Source organism: Streptacidiphilus sp. PAMC 29251 (genome assembly GCF_054208735.2).
Window position 1 is genome coordinate 3948348 of sequence record NZ_CM135725.2, and the last position, 20127, is coordinate 3968474.

The 20127-nt window shown below is 72.3% G+C and carries 19 protein-coding genes and 1 pseudogene; 9 read left to right on the forward strand and 11 right to left on the reverse strand.

Going from position 1 to position 20127, the window contains the following annotated elements; genetic code table 11:
* Positions 1–36: 36 nt before the first annotated feature.
* Positions 37–630, forward strand: coding sequence for a nicotinamidase (locus ACXKR8_RS18520; RefSeq protein WP_458274015.1), 594 nt, complete (start codon positions 37–39; stop codon positions 628–630).
* Between the two features lie 328 nt (positions 631–958).
* Positions 959–1243, forward strand: a complete 285-nt coding sequence (locus ACXKR8_RS18525) for a hypothetical protein (protein WP_458274016.1) — start codon at positions 959–961, stop codon at positions 1241–1243.
* Positions 1244–1333: 90 nt separating this feature from the next.
* On the opposite strand, the gene ACXKR8_RS18530 is transcribed toward ACXKR8_RS18525, so the two are convergent.
* The 3 genes from ACXKR8_RS18530 to ACXKR8_RS18540 all read right to left on the reverse strand — a co-directional run bounded on the left by ACXKR8_RS18530 (position 1334) and on the right by ACXKR8_RS18540 (position 3499).
* Positions 1334–1960: an RDD family protein gene (locus ACXKR8_RS18530; protein ID WP_458274017.1), complete on the reverse strand. Its 627-nt coding sequence runs from the start codon at positions 1958–1960 to the stop codon at positions 1334–1336.
* A 70-nt stretch (positions 1961–2030) separates the two neighbouring features.
* On the reverse strand, positions 2031–2489 hold the full coding sequence (locus tag ACXKR8_RS18535) for an RDD family protein (protein ID WP_462100583.1): 459 nt from the start codon (positions 2487–2489) through the stop codon (positions 2031–2033).
* Entirely contained in the window at positions 2444–3499 is a 1056-nt protein-coding gene (locus tag ACXKR8_RS18540) for a DUF2510 domain-containing protein (protein ID WP_462100584.1), read from the reverse strand. Before ACXKR8_RS18540 ends, ACXKR8_RS18535 begins: the two co-directional genes overlap by 46 nt.
* Positions 3500–3726: 227 nt before the next feature.
* On the opposite strand from ACXKR8_RS18540, the gene ACXKR8_RS18545 reads away from it, so the two are divergent.
* Entirely contained in the window at positions 3727–4236 is a 510-nt protein-coding gene (locus tag ACXKR8_RS18545; RefSeq protein ID WP_458274019.1) for an SsgA family sporulation/cell division regulator, read from the forward strand.
* A 438-nt stretch (positions 4237–4674) separates the two neighbouring features.
* Here the strand turns inward: ACXKR8_RS18545 and ACXKR8_RS18550 are convergent.
* From ACXKR8_RS18550 to ACXKR8_RS18560, 3 genes and pseudogenes are all read right to left on the reverse strand, one after another.
* Positions 4675–5430 (reverse strand): annotated as a pseudogene (locus tag ACXKR8_RS18550) (glycosyltransferase 87 family protein); the annotation flags it as partial.
* Between the two features lie 469 nt (positions 5431–5899).
* A complete protein-coding gene (locus ACXKR8_RS18555; RefSeq protein ID WP_458274020.1) occupies positions 5900–7339 on the reverse strand; it encodes a sensor histidine kinase in 1440 nt (479 codons plus the stop codon).
* Entirely contained in the window at positions 7336–8046 is a 711-nt protein-coding gene (locus ACXKR8_RS18560; protein ID WP_458274021.1) for a response regulator transcription factor, read from the reverse strand. The genes ACXKR8_RS18555 and ACXKR8_RS18560 overlap by 4 nt, the downstream gene beginning before the upstream one ends.
* Before the next feature lie 63 nt (positions 8047–8109).
* On the opposite strand from ACXKR8_RS18560, the gene ACXKR8_RS18565 reads away from it, so the two are divergent.
* Positions 8110–8631, forward strand: coding sequence for a hypothetical protein (locus tag ACXKR8_RS18565; RefSeq protein WP_458274022.1), 522 nt, complete (start codon positions 8110–8112; stop codon positions 8629–8631).
* 16 nt (positions 8632–8647) lie between these two features.
* Here the strand turns inward: ACXKR8_RS18565 and ACXKR8_RS18570 are convergent, their stop codons facing one another.
* Both ACXKR8_RS18570 and ACXKR8_RS18575 read right to left on the reverse strand, forming a co-directional pair.
* Positions 8648–10012: an FAD-binding oxidoreductase gene (locus tag ACXKR8_RS18570; protein ID WP_458274023.1), complete on the reverse strand. Its 1365-nt coding sequence runs from the start codon at positions 10010–10012 to the stop codon at positions 8648–8650.
* A 17-nt stretch (positions 10013–10029) separates the two neighbouring features.
* On the reverse strand, positions 10030–11427 hold the full coding sequence (locus ACXKR8_RS18575) for a M1 family metallopeptidase (protein WP_458274024.1): 1398 nt from the start codon (positions 11425–11427) through the stop codon (positions 10030–10032).
* Between the two features lie 270 nt (positions 11428–11697).
* On the opposite strand from ACXKR8_RS18575, the gene ACXKR8_RS18580 reads away from it, so the two are divergent.
* The 4 genes from ACXKR8_RS18580 to ACXKR8_RS18595 are packed head-to-tail and all read left to right on the forward strand — an operon-like array spanning position 11698 to position 15350.
* Complete coding sequence (locus ACXKR8_RS18580; RefSeq protein ID WP_462100688.1) at positions 11698–12336, forward strand: ABC transporter permease; 639 nt, start codon at positions 11698–11700, stop codon at positions 12334–12336.
* Complete coding sequence (locus tag ACXKR8_RS18585; protein WP_458274026.1) at positions 12329–13594, forward strand: betaine/proline/choline family ABC transporter ATP-binding protein; 1266 nt, start codon at positions 12329–12331, stop codon at positions 13592–13594. Before ACXKR8_RS18580 ends, ACXKR8_RS18585 begins: the two co-directional genes overlap by 8 nt.
* Entirely contained in the window at positions 13591–14376 is a 786-nt protein-coding gene (locus ACXKR8_RS18590; protein WP_458274027.1) for an ABC transporter permease, read from the forward strand. Before ACXKR8_RS18585 ends, ACXKR8_RS18590 begins: the two co-directional genes overlap by 4 nt.
* The gene (locus ACXKR8_RS18595; protein ID WP_458275016.1) at positions 14376–15350 is read left to right on the forward strand and encodes a glycine betaine ABC transporter substrate-binding protein; all 975 of its coding nucleotides are present in this window, start codon (positions 14376–14378) and stop codon (positions 15348–15350) included. The genes ACXKR8_RS18590 and ACXKR8_RS18595 overlap by 1 nt, the downstream gene beginning before the upstream one ends.
* Positions 15351–15384: 34 nt before the next feature.
* Here the strand turns inward: ACXKR8_RS18595 and ACXKR8_RS18600 are convergent, their stop codons facing one another.
* A complete protein-coding gene (locus ACXKR8_RS18600) occupies positions 15385–16242 on the reverse strand; it encodes a S16 family serine protease (protein WP_458274028.1) in 858 nt (285 codons plus the stop codon).
* A 60-nt stretch (positions 16243–16302) separates the two neighbouring features.
* Positions 16303–16968: an IclR family transcriptional regulator gene (locus ACXKR8_RS18605; RefSeq protein WP_458274029.1), complete on the reverse strand. Its 666-nt coding sequence runs from the start codon at positions 16966–16968 to the stop codon at positions 16303–16305.
* Positions 16969–17454: 486 nt separating this feature from the next.
* Between ACXKR8_RS18605 and ACXKR8_RS18610 the strand changes: the two genes are divergently transcribed.
* Positions 17455–18273, forward strand: coding sequence for a DUF3152 domain-containing protein (locus tag ACXKR8_RS18610; RefSeq protein WP_458274030.1), 819 nt, complete (start codon positions 17455–17457; stop codon positions 18271–18273).
* Between the two features lie 28 nt (positions 18274–18301).
* On the opposite strand, the gene ACXKR8_RS18615 is transcribed toward ACXKR8_RS18610, so the two are convergent.
* Positions 18302–20089: a DEAD/DEAH box helicase gene (locus tag ACXKR8_RS18615; protein ID WP_458274031.1), complete on the reverse strand. Its 1788-nt coding sequence runs from the start codon at positions 20087–20089 to the stop codon at positions 18302–18304.
* Positions 20090–20127: the final 38 nt, after the last annotated feature.

Consider the following 20127-nt stretch of genomic DNA (forward strand, 5'->3'; position numbering starts at 1 on the left):
GCGCCACCCCCGTAGGCAGCCGCTCCAAGGAGAGTCATGCACCGCGCACTGATCGTCGTCGACGTGCAGAACGACTTCTGCGAGGGCGGCAGCCTCTCCGTGGCCGGAGGGTCGGAGGTGGCCGCGTCGATCACCGACCTGGTGGCCGAGTCCACCGCCGGCTACGCCCATGTGGTGGCCACCCGGGACTGCCACGTCGACCCCGGCAGCCACTTCTCGGACACCCCCGACTTCGCCACCAGCTGGCCGGTGCACTGCGTCGCGGGCACCGAGGGCGTCGGCTTCCACCCCAACTTCGCCCCCACCGTCACCTCAGGGGCGATCGAAGCGGTGTTCGACAAGGGCGCCTACTCCGCCGCCTACAGCGGCTTCGAGGGGGCGGACGAGAACGGCGTCACGCTGGCGGCCTGGCTGCACGAGCGCGGGGTCACCGAGGTGGACGTGGTCGGCATCGCCACCGACCACTGCGTCCGGGCCACCGCGCTGGACGCCGCCAGCGAGGGCTTCACCACCCGGGTCCTGCTCGACCTCACGGCCGGCGTGGGCAAGGAATCGACCGAGGCGGCGCTCAAGCAGCTCCAGGGCGCAGGGGTGACCCTCACCGGTACGCCGGTCGTGCTCGGCAGCTGAATCCGCGCCGCGAATCCGGCCATGGGATCCGGCAACTGGGGTGCACAGAAGGACCCTTGGTGTCCAGGGGGCGCACGGGGCGCTTTCAGCGCCCTTGTGGCATGTGCCAGAGAAACCTTCCCCCCGGAGGATGAGCCCGTGCGCCCCCCGTGCCCCGCCGACGAAGGTTAGGCTGGGGTCACCTGCCTTGGGGGCGGGTAAGACACGGCTGACAGCGCCTGCAGATGCCAGCACGCTGTATCCGAACGCACCACCGGAAGCAACGACAGGCCCCCAGCGGAACCGACCCCCCGGCCCGCTCGCCCCAGAAGCCAAGGACGGAACAGCCATGCCACGTCTGACCCCCGCCCAGATCTGCTATGGCACCCTCGCGGTAGTCTGCGCCACGGTCGCCCTGCTCGCCCTCTTCGGAGCCCACAGCCTGCTGGCCATATCGCTGCTGGTGATCCTCGGGCTGACCCTGGGCACGATCGCCGCCGCGCTGGCGATCACCGCCCCGGCCCGCCGCGACCCGGCCCCGTCCCGCAGCCGCCTCGTCGCCGCCGGCAACCCGTCACCCGACAACCACCTGTCCAGGGAGTCCGTCCCGGCCCGGGAGAACGCCCGCAGGTAGCTGCCGACGCTCGCGCTCGGAGGGGTCGGACCCGGTGTGCGCCGGGTCCGACCCCTCCTTGGCGTTCGCCGAGGGCTCCCTGAGCGGGGCTCAGTCGGCCTTGACCACCACGGTCCTGGCCGCCTTGTCGTGCAGGCACTGGTGGTACGGCTTGTCCCAGGTGCACCACAGGTCGTTCAGCAGCGAGAACAGCAGCGGCAGGCAGAGGCTGGTGAGCGCCCCCGGCAGCCAGTAGACCGCCGCCCGGATCCAGGCCGGCGCACCGACCGGGACGGAGCCGTCGGCCAGCGCCGCGACCCGCAGCCGCATCGCCTTCTTGCCGATGGTCTGGCCCCCCGACCTGGTCAGCATCAGAGCCTCGTAGACAAAGCCCAGCACATTGGAGAGCAGCAGCGCCAGCGCCACGATGTAGACGTCGTCGATGCCGCTGCCGTAGACGACGGCGGTCGCGATCGCGCTGCCGATGACCAGCATGAGCACCCAGTCGATGATCCTGGCCACCAGCCGCTCGCCCAGGCCGCCCAGCGGCGGCATCTCCGGAGCCGACTGCGGGCCGCCGTACGGCTGACCCGCGGGGTACGGCTGGGCCGCGGGGTAGGGCTGGGGGCTCCCGTAGGGCGGAGCCGCGCCGTAGGGGTTGCCGCCGGCGTAGGGATCGTTGCCGGCGGCCGGCGGGTCGACGTACGGGTTTCCCTCGGGCGGCTCGGGTGTCGTCATAAGGGGAGTGAATCATCTGATAAGGCATCAGATGATGGTCCAACACCCCTTTTGATGCCAAACGGGTGAATCACTCCCCCGGTGCGGCGGCCGGACGCGAGGGCGTGACGAAGGTCCGTCCGATCTTGTCGTGCCAGCACTGCCGCCAGGGCCGGTCCACCATGCACCACAGCAGGTCGAACACGCCCACCAGCAGCACCAGCATCAGCTGGTACGACAGCCAGCGGGCCAGCGAGCCGCCGAAGCCGGGCTTGCTCTTGGACCGGCGGTCGAGGACGCGCAGCCCGAACAGCGCCTTGCCGAGGGTGCGCCCCCAGAGCGCGGTCGGCACCGCCTCGTAGAGCAGACCCGCCACCAGCAGGCCGAGCAGCAGCAGGCCGAGGTCGGCCAGGGTCTGCTGGTCGAGCAGCCAGACCTTGGTCTGTCCCGGCAGCAGCCGGGCGGCGTCGATCCGGTCCTGAAGGTGCGTCACGCCCCGCGCGATCACCGGCGCGCCGGCGGCGGCGACCGCGCCGCCGACCACGGCCATGTCGAACAGCCGCGCGGCGAGGCGCCGTCCCAACAGGGCCGGCCTGGGCCCCACCACGCGGCGCCCGGGGGCGGGCGCGGGGGCGGATTTGACCCCGGTCTTGATCCCGGCGTTGGACGTGCTGCGGGCCGCTGCGGGCGCGGGTGCCGGGCGCGGGCGCGGCGGGGCTGTGGCCGCGGGCGCGGGCGCGGGAAACCGTCCGGAGGTGGGGGCGGCGTGGCCGCGGGTGCGGGGGTCGGCGACGCCTCGGCGGGGGGCGGAGGGGTCGGGGCGGTCTGCCACTGCTGGGCCTGGTGGGACGCCAGCGCCAGCGCTTCCGCGTCCGCCTGCGCCTCGGCTGCGGCCAAGGTTTCAGCTTGCGCCTCGGCTTCGGCTCGCGACTGGGCCTGGGCATCCGCCTGGGCCAGAGCCAGAGCTTCCGCCTGGGCCAGAGCCTGGGCCTGGGCTCGGGCCTCGGCCTGCGGGTCCGCCGGGGCCGGGTCCGTCGAGGCCAGGCCCGCCGGGGCCGAGGCCGGGTCGCGGGGGCGGGAGACGCGGAGTTCCTCGCGCTCCACCGGGGCGCTCGCACCCCAGGACACCCAGCGCGGGGCCAGGCCGGTCTCCAGCAGCCCCCGCTGCTGCGCGGCGTCCGCCAGCCAGCGGCTGCCGCTGTCCGCCACCGGCTCGGCGCCCGCTTCCACCGCTGGGGCCACCAGCGCGGGCTGGTACCGGTCGGCCCGCGACTCCGGCAGCGGTCCGGTCTCGTCCAGGAAGATCGGTCCGGTCTGCTCCGGCTCCGCGTCGATCGGCGGCAGCAGCCGCTGCGGCACCGGCGGCGGAACGAAGCGCAGCGACGGCGCACTGCTCCGCGCCGCGGCCCGCGGGGTCGGCAGCTCGTCGCCGTCGGCGGGCGCGGGCCGGCTCGTCCCCGGCGTCCAGCCCAGCCCGTCCCAGTAGCGGACGTATCCCGGGATCGAGGGGTCGGGGTAGTAGCCGGCCACGGGGCCGTCAGCGGGTGGGACAGCCGTCATAGAGAGAGACCTGCTTCGTCTGCGGTGCCGGGCGGCCTTGCGCACGCCATGTCGTCGGGCAGTGACAAAGCGTAGTACGAGGGTTACCCTCCGCGGGCGACTTGTCCCGCAACTTGCCCGAAGTCCCACGGAACTCACGCAGAAGTGCTGTAAGAGTCCGGGCCCCGGCCGCTCTTCTCCTGTGACCAGCACAGCTGACCGCGGGAACGGCCGAGAGAGGGCACACCATGAACCCCACGCACCCCAGCGACCCCGACCACAACTCCGACCGGGCCGACCTCGCCGACCAGGCTGACCGCGCCGACCGGGCCGGCATCGCGGACAACGAGGACGAGATCTGCCAGGAGCTGAGGGTCAGTCTGATCCTCTCCCCCGAGCGCAGCGTCCCGGTCCCGGCCCGGCTCAGCTACCGCGTCGACGACCCGTACGCGGTGCACATCACCTTCCACCTGGGCCAGGACACCCCGGTGACCTGGGTGTTCGCCCGGGAGCTGCTGGTGGAGGGGGTGTTCAGGGCCTGCGGCCAGGGGGATGTGCGGATCTGGCCGACCCGGCTGCACGGGCGGAACGTGATCTGCCTGGCCCTCAGCTCACCGGCCGGGGACGCCCTGCTGGAGGCCCCGGCCGGCACCGTCGCCGGCTGGCTGGAGCGCTCCCTCCGCCGGGTCCCGCCGGGGCGGGAGGACGCGGGCCTGGACGTGGACGGGGCGCTGGCCGCGCTCCTGGCCGGCCACTGAGGTCAGCTCCCGGTCGAGATGCTGACGTTCGAGGTGCTGCTGCTCCAGCCGCCGGCGTTCGAGCCGCCGCCGCTGCCGCTTGAGGTGCCGCCGCAGCCGCTCCGCCGCCAGCCCCAGGAAGGCGAGACCGACCAGCGGGTAGATCGCCGCGAAGGGCTGCAGCAGGTAGGGGATCCGCAGATTGCCCAGGCCGTGGTGCGGGACCAGCCACATCGCGTACGAGCAGAAGGCCGTGCCGGTGGCCAGGAACACCGCCCGCCACGGGCGGCGGGCCTTCCGGCCTCCGGGGACCCGGGCCCTGGCCCGCTCCTGCGCCGCCTCGGCGGCGAGCAGCACCAGCATGGGGACGCACCAGACCCAGTGGTGGGTCCAGCTGATCGGGGAGACCAGCACCCCGGTGATCGCCACGCACAGCACCGACCAGGCCCGGGCCCGGGGGAAGCCGGCCGCGTGGCGGTGGATGCCGATCGCGATGCCGAGACCGGCGACCGCGACCGTCCCGGTGAGCAGCAGCGCGACCGCGCCCGGGTGGGGGGTGTGCAGCAGCCGCTCGACCAGGGCGCGCAGCGACTGGTTGTCGACGATGTACTCCTTGCCGACCCGGCTGGTGTCGAACACGTACGAGGTCCAGAAGGACCGGGAGGCGTCGGGCATCGCCAGCGCGCCCAGCAGCATGCTGGCCAGGCAGGTGGCGCCGGCGGTGAAGGCGGTCCTGATCCGTCCGCTGAGCAGCAGGTACACGATGAACAGGCCGGGGGTCAGCTTGATCGCGGTGGCCAGCCCGATCGCGATGCCCTTGCCGCGCCGGCTGTCCGGGCGGGTCAGGTCGTACAGCACCAGGCAGTCGATGAAGAGATTGATCTGCCCGTAGCGCAGGGTGGTGAACACCGGTTCGAGCCAGACGCCGAGTCCGACCGCGAGGAACACCAGCGCGGGGCGCATGCTCCGGCGCGGCCAGCCCGCGAGCTTGGCGCCGAGGTAGGCGAGGGTGCCGAGCAGCACCAGGTTGCCGCCGGAGACCAGCACCCGGAGCAGGCCGACCGGCAGCCAGGCGGTGGGGGTGAACATCATCGCGGCGAACGGCGGGTACGTGGCGTAGAGCTGCCACTGGGTGACCTGCACCCCGTAGAGGTCGCCGTGGTGGGCGACGGCCGAGCCCTCGGCGCGGTAGACCAGCATGTCCACCATGGACATCCCGATCAGGTGCCGGGCCAGCAGGTAGACCAGCAGCGAGCCCAGGCCCACCCAGAACGCGGTCAAGGTAGGACGGCGCGGCGCCTCCCGCAGCAGCCGCCGGAGGTCGCCGAAGGCCGTGACCACCCGCGAGCCGGAGGCCCTGGATTCCGTGCCCTTCCCCGCAGCATCCTCGGCGTTCCACCCGAGACTCGTCACGCAGCACTCCTCATTGCCAACCCTGCGCAACCCTGACGGATCCGCCGCCGGCCGTCCGGCCGGTCTGTGACCGGCCGATCACCGGCGTACCAGATTGTCACGCCCGCACCCCGACCCTCTGCCCACCCCCCTGCCCCAACTTGGGACGGACAGGCCTCCGGCCCGGTTCCACGGGGGTCGGCCCCGGTCCGATTCACCTTTTCGGAGCAACGCCCGCACCGGTGTCCGAGCAGTGACCCGAGCGGTGATCCGAGCAGTGGTCCGAACAGCGTCAGCGGACCACCCTGACCCGGATCCGACCGGCCCCGCGCCTGCGGGAATGCCCCGCCTGGTCCGGCGGCTCCGCCGCCGCTGACACCGACCCGAGGTCCGGGCTCGTCGTCCGCAGCATGATCCGGACCTCGGTGCCGCCCAGCACCGACCAGCCGACGGTGACGCTCCCGCCGGTGGACTCGGCGAGCCGGCGGGCGATGTCGAGGCCGAGCCCGGTGGAGCCGGCGCCGCCGTGCCCGTGGCCCCGGCGCAGCGCGGCGTCGGTGTCGGCGATGCCGGGCCCGGCGTCCGAGACCAGGATGTAGACGGCGTCGGGCTCGCGGTGCACGTCCACCGCGAAGGCGGTGCCCTCGGGGGTGTGCCGGAAGACATTGCCGAGCAGCGAGTCCAGTGCGGCGCCGAGGTCGGCGGTGGGCACCGCCACCGGGACCGGGTCCTCGGCCCCGGCCAGCTGCCAGTCCCGGCCCTCGTCCTCGGCCAGCGCGGACCAGAACCCGACCCGGTCCCGGATCACCTCGGCCGCGTCGCAGGAGAGCGGCTCCGGCACGGTGTCGCCGTCCGTGCCCAGGGCGACCGCGGTGCCGCGGCTGCGGGCGGTGCTGATGATCCGGTCGACCTCGCGTTCCAGCTGGTCCACGGCGTGCCTGGTCTGGTCGGCGGCGTCGCCGGTGCCGAGCGAGGCGGCGTTGAGCCGGAGCACGGTGAGCGGGGTCCGCAGCCGGTGCGACAGGTCGGCGGCGAGTTCGCGCTCGGCCGCGACCAGCTGGGCCACCCGGTCGGCCATGGCGTTGAAGGCGACGGCGGCCTCGCGCAGCTCCGGCGGCGAGTCGTCGGCCTGCGGGACCCGTACCGCGAGGTCGCCGGAGCCGAGGGCGCGCGCCCCGGCGGCGAGCCGGCGGGCCGAGCCGACGATCCTGGTGCCGAGCCGGTCGGCGACCAGCACCGAGATCAGCACCAGCACCACGGCGACCCCGGTCAGCACCAGCCAGGCCGAGAGCACGCCCTGGCTGAGCGCGGCGTCCGGGATGAAGACCTCGACCACGGCGATCCCGCCGCTGCCGACCGCGACCGGGGAGAGGTAGGCGTAGCCGCCGCGGACGGTGGTGCTGGCGGCGGCCCCGTCCGCCTCGACGGTGCGGATCTCGGTGTCGGTGGCCCGGGTCCGGCCGAGGGTGGTCAGCTGCGGGCCGCCGTTCACCGGGACGTGCACCGCGATCTGCCCGGCGGCCCAGGACTGGGTGCTGGCGAGGGCCCGCTGCAGCGACTCCCGGTCGGTGGTGATGGCCAGGGCCGGACCGAGCTCCCCGGCCTGGCGTTCGGCGACGGTGAAGGCGCGGTCGCGGGCGGTCTCCCTGACCATCAGGCCGAGCGGGATCAGAAAGGCCAGCGCGACCATGGTGGTGACCGCGACCGAGACCTTCACCAGGGCCCATCTCACGGCGCGGGCTCCCCCGCGGGAATCCCCGTCGCCGGCGGGTCGAGGCGTACCCCGACCCCGCGCACGGTGTGCAGGTAGCGCGGCTTGGACGCGGTCTCGCCGAGCTTGCGGCGCAGCCAGGACAGGTGCACGTCGATGGTCTGGTCGGTGCCGTAGGGCTGCCGCCAGACCTCGGCCAGCAGCTCGCGCCGGGAGACCACCACGCCGGGGCGGGCGGCCAGGAACGCCAGCAGGTCGAACTCGCGCCGGGTGAGGTCCAGCTCGGTGCCGTCCAGGACGACCTGGCGGCGCTGCAGGTCGATCCGGATCCCGCCCACCTGGAGGTGCTGCCCGGTGCCGGGCGCGGCGGTGGAGCGGCGCAGCACGGCGGCCATCCGGGCGCTGAGGTGCTCCCCGGAGAAGGGCTTGACCAGGTAGTCGTCGGCTCCGGCGTTGAGCAGCCGGATGATCTCGGCCTCGTCGTCCCGGGCAGTGGAGATGATCACCGGGACGTCGGTGAGGCCGCGGATCATCTTCAGGGCCTCGCTGCCGTCCAGGTCGGGCAGTCCGAGGTCGAGGATCACCACGTCGCAGCCGACCTGCGCGACCTCGCGCAGCGCTTCCAGTGCGGTGCCGACGCTGCGGACCGCGTGCCCGGTGCCGGAGAGGTGCCGGATCAGGGCCGATCGTACGAAGGGGTCGTCCTCGACCACCAGGACTGTTGCCATGAACACTGAAGGTAGCCCATTGGGATGATCTTCTGGGAGTACAAGTCATACATACTGGTGCGCGTGCGCAGAGGACTGATCCGGACGGGAGCGTGGGCAGCGGCGACCGCGGCGGCGGTGTCCGTGTCCTGGTTCGGTGTGCACCGGGTGCTCGGCGACTCCTCGGCCAAGCAGCCGCGGGCGCTGGTGCTGGCGGTGACCGTGCCGACCACCCCGCCGCCGCCCCCGCCGCCGACCTCGATCGGCAGCGCGGCGCAGACCCCCTCCGCCACGCCCACACCGACCGCCACCCCCTCGGCGCCGCACGACAGCGGCCGTCCGCATGGATCACAGGCCCCCTCGCACACCCCTTCGGCGAGCGCGTCGGCCAGCGAGCAGGTCACCAGTTTCGTCCGGCCCGGCGGCCTGATCGTGGTGGCGATGGGCGCGACCTCGGCCCATCTGATCACCGCGACGCCGGACCCCGGCTGGTCGGTGCACAGCTGGTCCGAGCCGACCTGGCTCCGGGTGGACTTCGAACAGGGCGGCACCGACTCGGTCTTCTACATCACCTGGAACGGCCACCCGCCGACCGTCCAGACCTGACCTGACCTCCAGAGCCCTAGAACACCTTGCCGGGGTTGAGCAGGCCCAGCGGGTCGAAGGCCGCCTTCACCCTGCGCTGCAGCTCCAGGCCCACCGGGCCCAGCTCGCGGGCCAGCCACTCCCGCTTGAGCAGCCCCACCCCGTGCTCCCCGGTGATGGTGCCGCCGAGTTCCAGGCCCAGCGACATGATCGCGTCGAAGGACTCCCGGGCCCGGGCGCTCTCGTCCGGGTCGTCGGCGTCGAAGACCACCACCGGGTGGGTGTTGCCGTCCCCGGCGTGGGCGACCACGCCGATGGTGAGGTCGAAGCGCTCGGCGATCTCGGCCACCCCGGCGATCATCGCCGCCAGCGCGGAGCGGGGTACCGCCACGTCGTCGACCATGGTGGTGCCGAGCTGGTCCATCGCGGTCAGCGACAGCCGCCGGGCCTGGAGCAGCAGCTCGGACTCGGCGCTGTCGGCGGCCGGCACCACCTCGGTGGCCCCGTGCGCGGTGCAGATCTCGCCGGCCGCGGCCAGGTCGGCGACCGGGTCCAGGCTGTCGAAGGCGATCAGCAGCAGCGCCGCGGTGGAGTCGGGCAGGCCCATCTGCGCCATGGCGTTGACGGCCTGGACCGACACCGTGTCCATCAGCTCCATCAGCGAGGGGGTGAACCCGGCCTCCATCACCGCGCAGACCGCCGCGCAGGCGGCGTCGGTGCTGGGGAACTCGGCCGCCAGCGCCAGCTGCGGCGGCGGGGTGGGCCGCAGCGCCAGGGTCGCCCCGACCACCACGCCGAGGGTGCCCTCGGAGCCGACCAGCAGCCGGGTGAGGTCGTAGCCGGCGACGCCCTTGGCGGTGCGCCGCCCGGTCCGCAGCAGCTCGCCGTCCGCCAGCACCACGTCTAGGCCGAGCACGTACTCGCTGGTGGTGCCGTACTTGACGCAGCACAGGCCGCCGGAGGCGGTGCCGATGTTGCCGCCGATGGTGCAGCTCTCCCAGCTGGACGGGTCCGGCGGGTAGCTGAGGCCGTGCGCCCCCGCCGCCCGGGACAGCTCGGCGTTGACCACCCCCGGCTCGACCACGGCGATCCGGTTCACCGGGTCGATCTCCAGGATCCGGTTCATCCGCACCAGCGACAGCAGGATGCACCCGTCCACGGCGTTGGCCGCCCCGGAGAGCCCGGTCCGCGCCCCCTGCGGCACCACCGGGACCCGCAGCGCGGTGGCGCAGCGCAGCACGTGCCGCACCTGCTCGACCGTGTCCGGGAACACCAGCACGGCCGGCACCCCGCTCTCGCAGAACCCCGCCATGTCCCTGCGGTAGGCGGCGGTGACGTCGGGATCGGTGACGACGGCCGCCTCCGGCAGCCCTTCCCGCAGCAGGTCGACCAGATCGCTCATGTGCACTCCCCTAGAACTCACAGCTGTGCGGGCTTGCCCTTGCCATACAGCCAGGTCGCGAACAGCGAGTCCAGGGCGCCGCCCTTCTTGCCGGCCAGCTTCTTGCTGAGGCCGATGAACTGCGCGGTGTCGCCGTGACCGTAGCGGTGGTCGGTGGCCCAGGTCTTCAGGATGGCGAAGAACGCGGGGTCGCCGACGGTCTCGCGGAGCTTCTCCAGCACCATCGCGCCGCGCTCGTAGGGCGGGGTGCCGAAGATGTTGGCGCCGCTGCCGGGGTTGCCGGCCGGGAACGACCAGAGGTCGTCGCTGGCCGGGAGCGCGTAGTCGGCGGCGAGCCGCTTGGCGGTGCTGGGGCCGCCGTGCTGGGCGTCCCAGAGCCATTCGGTGTAGGTGGCGAAGCCCTCGTTCAGCCAGATGTCCTTCCAGCTGTCCAGGGTGACCGAGTCGCCGAACCACTGGTGCGCGGTCTCGTGGACCAGGGTGTCGATGTCCGGCGCCCGGTCGTAGATCGGCCGGGTCTGCGTCTCCAGCGCGTAGCCGACGTTGTGCGCGTGCTCGACGATGGCCCCGGCCGAGTCGAAGGGGTAGCGACCGAAGAGCTTGCTCTCCCAGGAGATGACGGCCGGCAGCTGGTCCAGCACCGGCGCGGCGGCCTTGGCCTCGCGCGGGTCGACGGCGCTGTAGACCGGGATCCCGGTGGCCGTCCAGGACTGGCTGACCTGGAACTTCCCGACGCTGGCGGTGGCCAGGTAGGCGGCCATCGGCCGGCTCTCGTGCCAGGAGAACACCGTTTTGGCGCCCTCGGTGCGCTGGCTGACGAGGCGTCCGTTGGAGACCGCGGTCCAGCCGTTGGGGACGGCGACGGCGATGTCGTAGGTCGACTTGTCGAGCGGGTGGCTGTTGCTGGGGAACCAGGTCATCGCCCCCTGCGGCTCCCCGGCGACGAAGGAGGAGCCGTCGGCCGCGGTGATCCAGCCGTCGGCCGAGCCGTCCGGGTCGGTGACGTCCGCGGGCACCCCGGCGTAGGTGACCGTGGTGCTGAAGTACGACCCGTCGGGCAGCGGGTGCGCCGGGGTGATCTGGAGCTTCACGCCGCTGCGGCTGAACTGCGCCCTGACGCCGTCCACCACAACCTTGCTGACGGTCAGTCCGGAGAGGTCCAGGTCGAAGGAGCTGAGGTCCTGGGTGGCCGTCGAGGTCAGCACCGCGGTCGCGGCGAGCTGCTTGGTGGCGGGGGTGTAGCCCAGGCTGAGCCCGTAGTGGACGACGTGGTAGCCGCCGTCCCCGGACTGCGGGAAGTACGGGTCCCCGGCGGTGGGCGCGCCGGGGGTGCCGCCGCCGCCCTGGGAGGCGCCGAGCAGCAGGGCGGCGATGACGGGAGTCGCGGCGAGGGCGAGGAGGCGACGTGTGATCATCTGCCCAGACTAGAACTGACAGACCCTCAGCGCATATGTGTTCATCAGGTCGTGGTGAAGATCCGGGCCGAGTACGCGGTGGCGATGGCCGCGGGACGGCCGAGGCCCGACCCGATCGGCTGCGCGCCAACGGGGTGAGCCGCCCGCGCCAGCAGCCATCTTCAGCGGGTGGGTGACCGGTTTGTGGGGTTTGATGGCCTGGTGTGGGCCCCCGGCCCGCCGGGGACTGACCAGCCGGAGCAGCAGGGAGCGCTGACGGGCCGTGAACTTCTGGACTACGTCAGCAGCCGCCAGCAGCAGCTGTTGAGCGACACCTACCAGCACGCCAGCGCCGTGTTCCAGTGCATGGTCATCGCCGTCCTGCTCGGGGTCGGCCTCGGCGCGCTCACCTACCGCAACGAGCGGGCCGGACGGCTGGCCACCCTCGCCACCGGCACCGTGCTCACCATTCCCTCGTACGCCCTGCTCGGCCTGCTGATCCCGGTGCTCGGGCTCGGCGTCCCGCCGACCGTGACCGCCCTGGTGCTGTACGCGCTGCTGCCGATCGTCCGCAACTCCATCGTCGGGCTGCGCGGCGTGGACCCGGCCCTGGTGGACGCCGCCCGCGGGATCGGGATGTCCGGCACGGCCCGGCTGGCCAAGGTGGAGCTGCCGATCGCCTGGCCCACCATCCTGGCCGGGATCCGGGTCTCCACCCAGATGAGCATGGGCATCCTCGCCATCGCCGCGTACGCCTCGGGGCCCGGGCTCGGCAATGAGATCTTCTCCGGCATCGCCAGCCTCGGCAGCGCCAACGCGCTCAACGAGGTGCTCGCCGGGACGCTGGGCATCGTGGTGCTCGCCCTCCTCTTCGACGCCGCCCTGGTCCTGCTGGGGCGCCTGACCGTATCGGCGGGTATCCGTGTCTGACGCCACAAGCGGCAATCCGCCGACGATCACCAACACCGCCCCGGTCACCGGCGCCACCATCGAGCTGGAGAACCTGACCAAGCGCTACCCGGGCAACCCGGCGCCCTCGGTCGACGCGGTCAGCATGGAGATCGCCGCAGGCGAGACGGTGATCCTGGTCGGCCCCTCCGGATGCGGCAAGAGCACCACGCTGCGGATGATCAACCGGCTGATCGAGCCCAGCTCCGGCCGGATCCGGATCAACGGCGAGGACGTCACCGACATCGACCCGGTGAAGCTGCGCCGCCGGATCGGCTACGCCATCCAGTCCTCCGGCCTGTTCCCGCACATGACCGTCGCCGAGAACATCGCCCAGGTGCCGCGGATGCTCGGCTGGGGCAAGACGCGGATCAAGGAGCGGGTCGAGGAGATGCTGGACCTGGTCGGCCTGGACGCCCGCGAGTTCCACGACCGCTACCCGCGGATGCTGTCCGGCGGCCAGCAGCAGCGGGTCGGCGTGGCCCGCGCCCTGGCCGCCGACCCGCCGGTGCTGCTGATGGACGAGCCCTTCGGCGCGGTGGACCCGATCACCAGGGACCACCTCCAGGACGAGCTGATCCGGCTGCAGCACGAGCTGCACAAGACCATCGTCTTCGTCACCCACGACTTCGACGAGGCGATCAAGCTGGGCGACCGGATCGCGGTGCTGCGCGAGCAGTCCCACATCGCCCAGTTCGACACCCCCGAGGCGATCCTGACCAACCCGGCCGACGACTTCGTCTCCGGCTTCGTCGGCGCCGGCGCGGCCCTGAAGCGGCTCAACCTCACCCGGGTCCGCGACGTCGGCATCGCCGACTTCCCGTCCGTCACCGTGGACGAACCGCTGCAGGACCTCTTCGACCGCTTCCGCAACGGCCGGGACAACGAGATCCTGCTGCTCGACCGGCGCGGCCGCCCCTACAAGTGGCTCCGCCGCGGCGACCTGATGCGGGCCCGCGGCTCGCTGGCCCGGGCCGGAGCCATGGTCAACCACACCGTCAGCCGCGACGCCACGCTCCGCGACGCACTGGAGGCGGTGCTCACCGACAACGGCGGCCGGGTCGCCGTCACCGGCCGACGCGGCGAGTACGTCGGCGTGGTCGACATGGAGACCCTGCTGAACTCGGTGCACGAGCTGCTGGAGGCGGACCGGCTGACCGCCCTGGAGCACCGCGAGGACCAGCACACCAGGATCGAGGAGGCCCTGGAGGGCTTCGACGGCGGAGGCGAGCACCAGTGACCACCACCACGACCGCCCCAGCACCGGCGGCCAAGGCCGACAGCCGCCGGATCGGCCTGCGCAAGCTGCTGGTCACCCCGCTGGTGCTGCTGGCTCTGCTGCTCTGCACCTACCTCTGGATCACCAACGCCGACCTGGACTCCATCGAGCACAACTCCCTGGACGGCGGCCAGGTCCGGCTCTACCTCTGGCAGCAGGTGAAGCTGACCGCGGAGTCCACCTTCTTCGTGCTGCTGATCGCGCTGCCCGCGGGCATCCTGCTGACCCGGCACTTCGCCCGCCGGGCCGCGCCGCTGGCGGTCGCCCTGGCCAACCTCGGCCAGGCCACCCCCGCGATCGGACTGCTGGCGCTGCTCACCATCTGGCTCGGCATCGGCCCGCGCACCGCCCTGATCGGCATGGTCGCCTACGCGGTGCTGCCGGTGCTCAGCAATACGATGGCGGGGCTGCGGGCCATTGATCCCACTCTGCTGGACGCGGCCAGAGGCATCGGCATGTCGCCGCTGGGGGTGTTGCGCCGGGTCGAGCTGCCGCTGGCGGTGCCGCTGATCCTGGCCGGAGTGCGCACCGCGCTGATCCTCAACGTCGGCACCGGCACCCTGGCCGCCTTCGCCGGCGGCGGCGGGCTGGGCAATCTGATCACGGCCGGCATCACCACCCAGCGGACCAGGGTGCTGGTGGTCGGCGCGATCCTGACGGTGTGTCTGGCGCTGCTGGTGGACTGGCTCGGCTCACTGGCCGAGCTGAGGCTCAGCCCGCGCGGCCTGGAGGTGCGGCAGTGATCCGGCGGCTCGCCGCGCTCCCCGCCGTGCTGCTGCTGGCCACCCCGCTGGCGGGCTGCGGGCTGCACAGCGGCACGGTGATCCCCTCCGACGTCGGCCCCGGCAGCCTCGGCAAGGGCCTGCCGCTGAAGGGGGTCACCCTCACCATCGCCTCCAAGAACTTCACCGAGAACGTGATCCTCGCCGAGATGATGGGCCTGGTCTGGACCGCCGCCGGGGCCACCGTGGTCGACCGGACCAATATCTCCGGCTCCATCGGCGCCCGCCAGGCCATCGTCTCCGGCACCGCCGACGGGATGTACGAGTACACCGGCACCGCCTGGATCACCTACCTGGGCAACACCAAGCCGATCCCGGACCCGCAGCAGCAGTGGCAGGCGGTGCACGACGCCGACCTGAAGAACGGACTGACCTGGCTGCCGCAGTCGCAGCTCAACGACACCTACGCGCTGGGCGGCAACGCCGCCAACGTCGCCAAGTACCACCTGAAGACGCTCTCCGACGTGGCGGCTCTGTCCAAGTCCAACCCCTCGGCGGTCACCCTCTGCGTCGACAACGAGTTCGGGGTCCGCGACGACGGGCTCACCGGGATGCTGAAGGCCTACGGGATGTCCATCCCCAAGTCCCACATCAGGACCATGGACGCCGGGATCGTCTACACCACCCTCTCCGCCGGAAAGTCCTGCCTGCTCGGCGACGTCTACAGCACCGACGGCCGGATCCCGGCGCTCAAGCTCCAGGTGCTGGCCGACGACAAGCACTTCTTCCCCAACTACGACGCCGCCCCCGAGCTCTACAGCAAGGCCGTCCGGGAGCACCCGGCGATCACCGGCCTGCTGGACCCGGTCTCGGCGAAGCTGGACAACACCGTCGCCCAGCAGCTCAACAGCAAGGTGGACGTGGACGGCCAGGACCCGCGGGCAGTGGCTCGGACCTGGCTGATCGACCGGGGCTTCGTCGTCGCGAAGAAGTGACCCGAGGGGCGTTCGGAGTCAGCAGCCGGGCAGGTCAGCAGCTGGGGAGGGTGCCGGTGCCGCTCTGCAGCGTGGCGAGGGCCTTGACCGCCTGGTCCAGGGTGTCCACCGGGATCAGCCGCAGCCCGGCCGGCAGCCCGGACCGGCCGGCGCCGCACTCCGCGCGCGGGAGCAGGAACACCGTGGCGCCGTCCCGCCGGGCCGCCTTGGTCTTCAGCGCCACCCCGCCGACCTGGGAGACCCGTCCCGAGGCGTCGATCTCCCCGGTGCCGGCGATGGTCGCGCCATTGGTCAGATCCCCGGCCGCACCGGTCTGGCCGCTGCCGTTGCCGGCCAGTTCGTCGATGATGCCCAGGGTGAACATCAGCCCGGCGCTGGGGCCGCCGACGTCCGCGAGGCTGATGCTGACCTTCACCTGCGAGGCGTCCAGGTGCAGATAGGACAGCGCGGCCGAGGTCGCGGCCGACTGGGAGTCGGTCATCTCCTGCTGGTTGGTCGCCTCCACCTGCTGGGTGTTCTGCCCGGCCGGGTAGACCGAGTCGTGCGGCACCACGGCCTGGTCCTTGGCCGGCCAGGCCCTGGCCGCGTCCAGCAGGCTGACCGAGTCCTGCGGCGCGGTCGCCGAGATCGTGGTCATCCGCAGCTCGCCCGAGGTCTGCCGGACGGGGTGCCCGGTGATGGTGATGACCTGCTTGGACGGCTCGCCGGCCTGCGGCGGGTCCGGGTAGACGCCCAGGGTGTTGGCGGTGATCCCCGGGTACATGATCGTGAACGGCAGCGGCGCGAAGCCGGCCACGCCGAACAGGGCCAGCAGCACGACGGCACAGACCGTCAGAACCACGGAACGACGCGACAGGGCGGGCGCAGACAGAGAGAACGGCACACCGCGCATCAAAACACACCGCCCGGCGGTGGCTGTCATCGGCTCGCTGACCACCCCTCCTGCGGAGGGTCAGCGCAGCGCCTCGGCGACCTCCGTCGCCGCCTCGACGACGCGCGGGCCGACCCGTTCCGGCACCATCCCGCCCAGCATGACCACGCCCACGCAGCCCTCTATCCCGTTCAGCCCCAGCAGCGCCGCCGCCGCCCCGCAGGCCCCCGAGCGCTCCTCGGGAGCGCCCTCGACCGTCCCGGTGGCCGCGAACGGAGGTTCCGGACGGGCCCCGTACGGCAGCGCGCGGGCGGCCAGGATGGCCCGTCCCGCCGCGTTCTCGTCCAGCTGGTGCCGGAGGCCGGTGCGGTAGGCGACGTGGAAGTCGGTCCAGCTGGGCTCGATCACGGCCACCACCAGCGCGTCGGTGCCGTCCACCAGGGTCAGGTGCGCGGTGGCGCCCAGATCCTCGGCCAGGCTGCGCAGCGCGGGCAGCGCGGCCTCGCGCAGCAGCGGGTGCACCCGGTGCGCCAGCCGCAGCACGCCCAGGCCGACCCGGACCCGGCCGCCGATGTCACGGCGGACCAGGCCGTGCTGCTCCAGGGTGGCCAGCAGCCGGTAGACCACGGTCCGGTTGACCTCCAGCCGCCCGGCCAGCTCGGTGACGGTGAGTCCCCGCTCCGAGTCGGCCAGCAGCTTGAGCACCCGGACGCCGCGGTCCAGCGTCTGTGAAGTCTCGGCGGTCACGGTACGTGCTCCCCTTCCGCCGGATGTGTGGTGAGGGTGGACGCTAGTGAGGGAGCACCGCTCTGCGGAAGGGCTTGTCCAGAATTCGGTCATGGATCGTAAGAATTGGCTCTTACGACCGGGGCAAGCCGGGACAACCGGACATCTGGAGCTGCTGAATCGTGACCAGTTCCGGCGTGACCGAACGAACTTCCGGGACGTGTGCAACCATCCTGATCGCTCGGATGTGTAGTTCTCAGTAACTCCTGTCGCCCTGCTGCCCTGCCGCCCCCGCTGCCCTGCTGCCCCCGCTGCCCCGTCGCCCCGTCGCCCACAGAGAGCCTCCGCCCCCATGTCGCGCAGTTCCCGCCGCCGTCCCCCGCCCGCAGAGCCGCGGGCGGCGCCGGGCGCGGTGCTGGGCACGGTGCCGGGCACGGTGCCGGGGGCAGACGGGCCCGGGGGCGGTCCGGCCGACGTCGGGGGCGGTCGACCGGGGGCAGCAGGGTAGTGCTGCTGGTGCTGGCCCTGGTGGCGGTCCTGGGCATCGGCGGCTATGTGCTGCACGACGCCACCCGGGCCACCGCCACCGGCACCCCGGCCACCGCCGCTGCCGGGACGCCGCAGGCCGGCCCGCTGCAGTCGCCGACCGCCGCGGTGAAGCCGTCCCCGTCCGCCTCGCCCTCGCCGAGCCACAAGAAGACCTCGGCGCCGCCGACTGGCACCGCCCTGCCGAAGACGTACCCGAACAGCGGCAAGGGCACCTACAGCTACGCAACCGGCGGCACCGCCCGCTTCGGCACCGGGACGATCCAGCGCTACAAGGTCGCGGTGGAGAACGGCCTCGGGGTGTCCCCCGCCACCTTCGCCGCCGAGGTGGACGCGGTGCTGGACAACACCCAGCGCGGCTGGAGCGCGGCCGGGCTGTGGTCCTTCCAGCGGGTGTCCTCCGGCCCGGTGGCCTTCACCATCTACCTGGCCTCGCCCAACACCACGTACCACTTCTGCGAGCAGTTGATCGGCCTGGACATACGCGAGTCCGCGCCGGGCGGGGTGAACTGCAGCAACAACGGCAACACGGTGGTCGAGAACATCGCCCGCTGGATCGACCTGACCCAGTACTACAAGGGCCAGCCCGACCTCTACCACGCCCTGGCGATCAACCACGAGGTCGGGCACTCGCTGCACCACGGCCATGTCTCCTGCACCGGCGCCGGCGACCCGGCGCCGGTGATGATGCAGCAGATCAAGGGGTTGCACGGCTGCGTCCCCAACGGCTGGCCCTACAGCGCCTCGGGCAAGTACATCACCGGCCCGGCCGCCCCCTGACGGTCCCTCAGCCCTGTCTGTCGCACCGTCAGGTGATGGTGGTGGCCCACTCCTGGATCTTCTTGATGCGCGCCTGCAGCTGACTCGCCGTCGCCTGCGCGGTGAGCGGCCCGCCGCAGACCCGGCGCAGCTCGTTGTGGATGGTGCCGTGCGGCTGGTTGGTCCGGTGGTGCCAGGCGCCGACCAGGCCGTTCAGCTCCTTCCGGAGCTCCTGCAGCTGCTTGTGGGTGACGATCGGACGCTGGTCGGCCGGCAGCTCGAGCAGGTCGGCCTCCTCGGCCGGCTTGGCCTTGCTGCGCTGGATCTGCCGGGTCTGCCGGCGCTGCAGCAGTATCTGCACCTGGTCCGGCTCCAGCAGGCCCGGGATGCCGAGGTACTCCTCCTCCTCCTCGGACCCGGCATGCGCCTGCATGCCGAACTCCTTGCCGTCGTAGAGCACCCGGTCGAACACCGCGTCCGACTCCAGCGCCTCCCACGGCAGTTCGTCCATGCCGTCGGCCTCGTCCTTGGTCTTCTCGGCCTCGGCAAGCATGGCGTCCTCCTCGTCGAAGAGGCCGTCCTCCTTGTTCTTCTTCCGGTCCAGGACGTGGTCCCGCTGCAGCTCCATCTCATTGGCGAAGGTCAGCAGCGTCGGCACCGACGGCAGGAACACCGAGGCGGTCTCGCCGCGCTTCCTGGCCCGGACGAAGCGGCCCACCGCCTGCGCGAAGAACAGCGGCGTCGAGATCGAGGTGGCGTAGACGCCGACCGCGAGCCGGGGCACGTCCACGCCCTCGGAGACCATCCGCACCGCGACCATCCAGCGCTGGGTGCCCTCGGAGAAGTCGGTGATCCGCTGCGAGGCCTCGACCTCGTCGGAGAGCACCAGGGCGACCTTCTCGCCGGTGATCTCCTTGAGCATCTTGGCGTAGGCGCGGGCCACGGTCTGGTCGGTGGCGATGACCAGGCCGCCCGCGTCCGGGATGCCCTTGCGCACCTCGGTCAGCCGCTTGTCGGCGGCGCGGAGCACATTGGGCATCCACTCGCCCTGCGGGGCCAGCGCGGTGCGCCAGGCCTGGGCCACGGCGTCCTTGGTCATCGGCTCGCCGAGGCGGGCGGCGACCTCGTCCCCGGCCTTGGTGCGCCAGCGCATATTGCCGCTGTAGGAGAGGAAGATCACCGGCCGGACCACATGGTCCTCCAGTGCGTGCCCGTAGCCGTAGGTGAAGTCGGCGATGCTCTTCCTGATCCCGTCGTTCCCGGCCTCGTAGGCCACGAAGGGGATCGGGTTGGTGTCCGAGCGGAACGGCGTCCCGGTCAGCGCCAGCCGGCGGGTGGCCGGCTCGAAGGCCTCCGCGCAGGCCTCGCCCCAGGACTTGGAGTCGCCGGCGTGGTGGATCTCGTCCAGGATCACCAGCGTCTTGCGCTGCTCGACCCGGTTCCGGTGCAGCATCGGGTTCACCCCGACACCGGCGTAGGTGATGACGATCCCGTGGTAGTCCTTCGACAGCGGCCCGCTGCTGTACCCGGGATCCAGCCGGATCCCTATCCGCGCCGCCGCCTCGGCCCACTGCTTCTTCAGGTGCTCGGTCGGCGCCACCACGGTGATCTGCTGGATCACATGGTTGTGCAGCAGGTACGACGCCAGCGTCAGCGCGAAGGTGGTCTTCCCGGCGCCGGGGGTCGCCACCGCGAGGAAGTCCCGCGGCTGCTTCTCGACATAGCTCTCCATGGCGGCCTGCTGCCAGGCACGAAGTGCCCCGGCGGTACCCCAGGGGGCCCGCCCGGGAAAGGCGGGGGACAGGGACGGATGGTGGGATGCGGTTGCAGTACTCACGGTCTCCGGCACGGGTCGACAGCAGGAACGAACAGCGG

Bases quoted from the DNA above. Each gene is read 5' to 3' on its own strand.
- ACXKR8_RS18520 (WP_458274015.1), top strand. From the start codon at position 37: ATGCACCGCGCACTGATCGTCGTCGACGTGCAGAACGACTTCTGCGAG.
- ACXKR8_RS18525 (WP_458274016.1), top strand. From the start codon at position 959: ATGCCACGTCTGACCCCCGCCCAGATCTGCTATGGCACCCTCGCGGTA.
- ACXKR8_RS18530 (WP_458274017.1), bottom strand. From the start codon at position 1,960: ATGACGACACCCGAGCCGCCCGAGGGAAACCCGTACGTCGACCCGCCG.
- ACXKR8_RS18535 (WP_462100583.1), bottom strand. From the start codon at position 2,489: ATGGCCGTGGTCGGCGGCGCGGTCGCCGCCGCCGGCGCGCCGGTGATC.
- ACXKR8_RS18540 (WP_462100584.1), bottom strand. From the start codon at position 3,499: ATGACGGCTGTCCCACCCGCTGACGGCCCCGTGGCCGGCTACTACCCC.
- ACXKR8_RS18545 (WP_458274019.1), top strand. From the start codon at position 3,727: ATGAACCCCACGCACCCCAGCGACCCCGACCACAACTCCGACCGGGCC.
- ACXKR8_RS18560 (WP_458274021.1), bottom strand. From the start codon at position 8,046: ATGGCAACAGTCCTGGTGGTCGAGGACGACCCCTTCGTACGATCGGCC.
- ACXKR8_RS18570 (WP_458274023.1), bottom strand. From the start codon at position 10,012: ATGAGCGATCTGGTCGACCTGCTGCGGGAAGGGCTGCCGGAGGCGGCC.
- ACXKR8_RS18575 (WP_458274024.1), bottom strand. From the start codon at position 11,427: ATGATCACACGTCGCCTCCTCGCCCTCGCCGCGACTCCCGTCATCGCC.
- ACXKR8_RS18600 (WP_458274028.1), bottom strand. From the start codon at position 16,242: ATGCGCGGTGTGCCGTTCTCTCTGTCTGCGCCCGCCCTGTCGCGTCGT.